Here is a 3,961-nt window from a genome sequence, read left to right on the forward strand (position 1 = left end):
CCCCGGCGGCCGAGGCGGTGCTGCGCGGCCTCGCCTTCCAGCGCGCCGCCGGGCGCGCCTTTAGCCCGCGCGCCGCATGGCGCGACCCGCCGGAGCACTGGTTCACCACCCTGGCCGACCCGCCGCGCCCGGGCGTGGTGCGCGCGGTGGTGCGCCGTGCCGCTGCCACTGCCCTGGCCGGCCTTCCCGCCACCCCGGCCGGCGTGGCATGACAGCGCCATGATCCTGCGCCGCGCCGTCCTCGCCCTTGCCGCCCTGGCACCGCTGCCGCTGCGCGCCCAGCCGGGGGTGGACCGCCCGCAGCCGCGCCTGCCGACAGAACCGCTGGTGATCGTGACGCGCGACGGGCGGCGGCTTCCTTTCACGGTCGAGATGGCGCTCTCGACCGAGCACCAGATGATCGGCCTGATGTTCCGCCCCGAGGTGAAGCCCGACGAGGGCATGCTGTTCGACTGGGGCGCCCCGCGCGAGAGCAGCATGTGGATGCGCAACACCATCACCAGCCTCGACATGGTGTTCATCGCCGCGGATGGGCGCATCCATCGCATCGCGGAGCGCACCGTGCCGCTCTCGCTCGCGACCGTGTCCTCCAACGGGCCTGTGCGTGCGACGCTCGAACTGGCGGCGGGCGTGACGGAACGGATGGACATCCGCGCCGGCGATCGCGTGCTGCACAGGATCTTCGGCACCGCGCCATGACGCCCGGCTTGCCCCGGCGCGGCGGTTTCCATAGGGTGCGCCGCGACGGGGCGTAGCGCAGTCTGGTAGCGCACTTGGTTTGGGACCAAGGGGTCGCTGGTTCGAATCCAGTCGCCCCGATATCGACCTCCGGGGACGGCACGCATGTCGCAGCACAAGGGCCTCGCCCGCATCTTCCAGCCGCCGAAGTCGGCCATGCAGTCCGGCCGCGCCAAGGCGCAGGGCTGGATTCTGGTGTTCGAGCCCGCCGAGGCCAAGGCGCTCGACCCGCTGACCGGCTGGTATGGCTCGGGCGACATGCTGGGCCAGGTGCGGCTGTCCTTCGACACGCGCGAACAGGCGGTGGCCTATGCGCAGGCGCAGGGCATCGCCTACGAGGTCGAGGCGCCGCCCGCCCGCGGCGCGATGAAGCCTAAGGTCTATGCCGAGAATTTCCGCTTCGGCCGGGCGGAGAACTGGTCCCACTGACCACCCCGCGCCGTGGTATGAGCGCGGTGGGCGCCCTTAGCTCAGCTGGATAGAGCAACGAGCTTCTACCTCGTGGGTCGGGGGTTCGAATCCCTCAGGGCGCGCCATTCCTGCCGTCGAGGCCTCCCCCGGCCTTCAAACCGAGCGACCGCTTCCAAGCACCTGGGAAATTTCAGTTGAAGCTGCCTCCGGTCAATGGCATTCAACTTGATACGATAACGCATCGGGCTTGATGTGGTCCGACGCGGCAACCGGGCAGGGAAAGGCGGCAGTATGGGCGTCCTCAAGGTCACGCTGTTCCACGTCAATCCGGTCGCGCCCTGGGCGAACCAGGTCTTCGCCACGCAGATCCTCAAGGGAAACGCCTTTCTGCGCCCCTATGGGCTCCAGTTCGATGTCTATCCCAAGGTCGGGAGCCTGGACCTGGACTGGAGTGCTCCGATCTCGAGCGCAAGCCGCAGCGCCGAGGGCATTGCACAGCGGCTTGCTCTGCGCGCCGCAGCCCATGCGCGCTACGCCAGCTTCGACAACCGCCTGCCGGTCATCCTCTGCCAGGTCGGCGGCCAGGGCGGCGGGGAAGCGCCGGGCTCGCTCGGCCTGACGCCGGGCATCGGCTGGTTGCCCTGGGTCATCATGGATGCCTTCACGCTGATGCCGGACGGGCTATCCATGACGCACGAGGCAGGCCATTGCGCCGGGCTCTTGCATCCTGGCGACCCACCCAATGGGGATCGTCGCCTTCTAGAGAATGGCGCGGTCGTGACGAACAACATCATGGCCTACGGGAGCTACGACCTGAACAACACCTACCAGCCTCGAAATCTCATCGAGGACTGGCAGATCGAAGCCTTCCGCCACGCCTACTTCCATTCGGGCTGAACGGAAGCGGCCGGTTCATTCACGTCGCTGCGCGACCATGATGCGTGCCGGCGATACAAGGGCGCATCGAGGCAGCGGGTAGACCCAAGGAAACCCCTGGGACTCACGCGCCCCCTCCGTGCGCGCCACACCGCCCTGGCGCGATCCGGCCAGCCCCGCGAAGCACCGCTTGCGGTTCGGCCGGCAGCGCCGGGAAGATACGGCCGCATCCATGCCGCCGCGACCGATCCTCCCGCCCGTGCCCTTCCTGCGCCGGCCACTGCTCGCGGCGCTGCTGGGTGCGGGCCGCGCCGCGGCGGCGACAACGCCCCCCGCGACCATCGCCTTCCTCGGCGACGTGATGCTGGGGCGCGATGTCAGCGCGACGCTGCGCACGCGCCCGCCCGAATGGTTCTGGGGCGACGTGCTGCCGCTGCTGCGCGCCGCGGATGCCGCGATCGCCAACCTGGAATCCCCGGTCACCGAGGCGCGCGCCAGCCAGCGCCGCACCGCGAAATGGGAGCACTTCCGCGCCGAGCCGGCGGCCATCGCCATTCTGCGCGCGGCCAAGGTCCGCGCCGTCTCTATCGCCAACAACCACATCCTCGACATGGACGAGGCAGGCCTTGCGGACACGCGGCGCCTGCTGGCCGAGGCGCGCATCGTCGCGGTGGGCGCCGGAGCCGATGCCGCCGATGCCGCGGCACCCGCCATGCTCGACCTGCCGGGCCTGCGCATCGGGATTCTCGCCGCGACCGATGCGCTCCCCGCCTATGCGGCCGGGCAGGCGCGCCCTGGCGTGAACCGCATGGAATTTCGCCCCGGCTCGCCCGGGCTTGCCGGGCTGGCCGCGGTGGCGGCGGAGCTGCGCAGCCGCGGGGCGGATCTGCTGGTCCTCTCGCTGCACTGGGGGCCGAACTTCCGCCAGCGGCCCTTCGATGCCGCGCGCGGCTTCGCCCATGCCGCGCTCGCCGCTGGCTTCGACGTGATCCACGGCCATTCGGCGCATCTGCTGCACGGGGTCGAAGCGGTCGGGCGCGGCCTTGTTCTCTATGACACCGGCAATGCGATCGACGACTACACGCCGCTGCCGCTGCTGCCGCAGGACTGGGGCTGCCTGTTCCTGCTCGACATCGGCCCGCGCGGCCCCACGGGCCTGCGCCTCGTGCCGATCCGCACCCAGCCCCTGCCCATGCGCGTCGCGACGGGGCGTGACAGGGCGCGGATCCTGGCTCGGCTGCGCGCGATGAGCGCCGAGCTCGGCAGCCGGCTCGAGGAGAGCGCGGCGGGGCTCGAATTGCCCCTGTAGTCCAGGCCGGCTTGGTGGAATCGCACCGCCGGGCGAGGATGCGGGGAAGTATCGATGGCCCGGCCGGCGGCACCGGTCGAGGGTCGTCCAGGATGGCAAGGATTCCGGCCAGGCGTGAACCCAACGATCATCCCCTTCGGCCTGCCCGCCGACACGCCCGTCCTCACACCCCGCGGCCCCGTCGTGGCCGGCATGCTCGCACCGGGGGCGGTGGTCCTCGCTGTGTCCGGTGTGGCCGCGCCCTTCAGGCCGCTGGTCGCGCTCGAACGCGTCAGCCTCGCCACGCCGCTCGTGCGCATCCGCGCGAATGCGCTGGCCGACGGCGCCCCGCAGGACGACCTGCTGCTGCCCCCTGCCCAGGCGCTGCTGATCGATGGCGCGCTGGTGGCAGCGGGCGAGCTCGTCGATGGCCAGGGCATACTGGCGGAGCCTGCCATGGCGGCGGTCGACCTCGTGCGGCTGGTGCTGGAAGCGCATGATGCGGTACTCGCCGCGGGCGCCGCGGTCGAGACGGCGAGCCCCGATCCCGCGGAAGCGCCCTGCGCGCCGCGCCGCGCCCCGGATGCCACGCTGCGCGCCCTGCTGGCCTGGCGGGCCGAGGCGATGGGCTGGGCGGCGCCGGCGGCC

5 protein-coding genes, 2 tRNA genes and 1 pseudogene are annotated in these 3,961 nt (G+C 71.5%); all 8 read left to right on the forward strand.

Annotation, left to right across the window (positions count from 1 at the left end):
* A pseudogene (locus tag HW578_RS23835) lies at positions 1-212 on the forward strand (hypothetical protein); the annotation flags it as partial.
* A 7-nt stretch (positions 213-219) separates the two neighbouring features.
* Complete coding sequence (locus HW578_RS23840; protein ID WP_198373199.1) at positions 220-699, forward strand: DUF192 domain-containing protein; 480 nt, start codon at positions 220-222, stop codon at positions 697-699.
* A 46-nt stretch (positions 700-745) separates the two neighbouring features.
* Positions 746-819 (forward strand) — tRNA-Pro (locus HW578_RS23845).
* 24 nt (positions 820-843) lie between these two features.
* Positions 844-1,167: an ETC complex I subunit gene (locus tag HW578_RS23850; protein WP_198373200.1), complete on the forward strand. Its 324-nt coding sequence runs from the start codon at positions 844-846 to the stop codon at positions 1,165-1,167.
* A 30-nt stretch (positions 1,168-1,197) separates the two neighbouring features.
* Positions 1,198-1,274: transfer RNA gene (locus HW578_RS23855), tRNA-Arg, on the forward strand.
* A 166-nt stretch (positions 1,275-1,440) separates the two neighbouring features.
* On the forward strand, positions 1,441-2,046 hold the full coding sequence (locus tag HW578_RS23860; RefSeq protein WP_198373201.1) for a zinc metalloprotease: 606 nt from the start codon (positions 1,441-1,443) through the stop codon (positions 2,044-2,046).
* A 211-nt stretch (positions 2,047-2,257) separates the two neighbouring features.
* Complete coding sequence (locus HW578_RS23865) at positions 2,258-3,334, forward strand: CapA family protein (RefSeq protein WP_198373202.1); 1,077 nt, start codon at positions 2,258-2,260, stop codon at positions 3,332-3,334.
* A gap of 114 nt (positions 3,335-3,448) precedes the next feature.
* Positions 3,449-3,961 (forward strand): Hint domain-containing protein (locus HW578_RS23870; RefSeq protein ID WP_198373203.1); only part of this gene is annotated, 513 nt, incomplete at its 3' end.

It is taken from the genome of Roseomonas rosulenta (assembly GCF_016106005.1).
GTDB classification, from domain to species: Bacteria; Pseudomonadota; Alphaproteobacteria; order Acetobacterales; family Acetobacteraceae; genus Neoroseomonas; species Neoroseomonas rosulenta.

Coding starts and splice junctions, on each gene's coding strand:
- HW578_RS23840 (WP_198373199.1), top strand. CDS start 220: ATGATCCTGCGCCGCGCCGTCCTCGCCCTTGCCGCCCTGGCACCGCTG.
- HW578_RS23850 (WP_198373200.1), top strand. CDS start 844: ATGTCGCAGCACAAGGGCCTCGCCCGCATCTTCCAGCCGCCGAAGTCG.
- HW578_RS23860 (WP_198373201.1), top strand. CDS start 1,441: ATGGGCGTCCTCAAGGTCACGCTGTTCCACGTCAATCCGGTCGCGCCC.
- HW578_RS23865 (WP_198373202.1), top strand. CDS start 2,258: ATGCCGCCGCGACCGATCCTCCCGCCCGTGCCCTTCCTGCGCCGGCCA.